This window comes from Glutamicibacter sp. Je.9.36 (assembly GCF_051129975.1).
Taxonomy (GTDB): Bacteria; Actinomycetota; Actinomycetes; order Actinomycetales; family Micrococcaceae; genus Glutamicibacter.
The window spans coordinates 1-261 of sequence record NZ_JBCPSN010000019.1; the positions used below are offsets into that span (position 1 = coordinate 1).

The following is a 261-nucleotide window of genomic DNA, read 5'->3' on the forward strand; positions in this document are numbered from 1 at the left end:
TCACGAGTGCAGTACCATCGGCGCAGTGGGCCTTAGCTTCCGGGTTCGGTATGGGACCGGGCGTTTCCCCCACGCTATGACCGCCGTAACAATCACGAAGCACACAAACCACGTATTCCTGGTCAGTGTTTTTGCGGTGCTACAAAGTCTTGTAACTCATCCGTATTTGCTGGTTAGAGGTTGTTGTCTCGTAACCGCATAGTGAACGCGAACAGCATTGAAATCATCAGTTCAAATATTGTTTTATTGTGTGTTGAAAGT

Annotated in this window: 1 rRNA gene; it reads right to left on the reverse strand. The window is 48.3% G+C overall.

The features are described from left to right. Positions 1 to 88 (reverse strand): 5S ribosomal RNA (rrf, locus tag AAZQ98_RS17655); the annotation flags it as partial. Between the last annotated feature and the right edge of the window lie 173 nt (positions 89 to 261).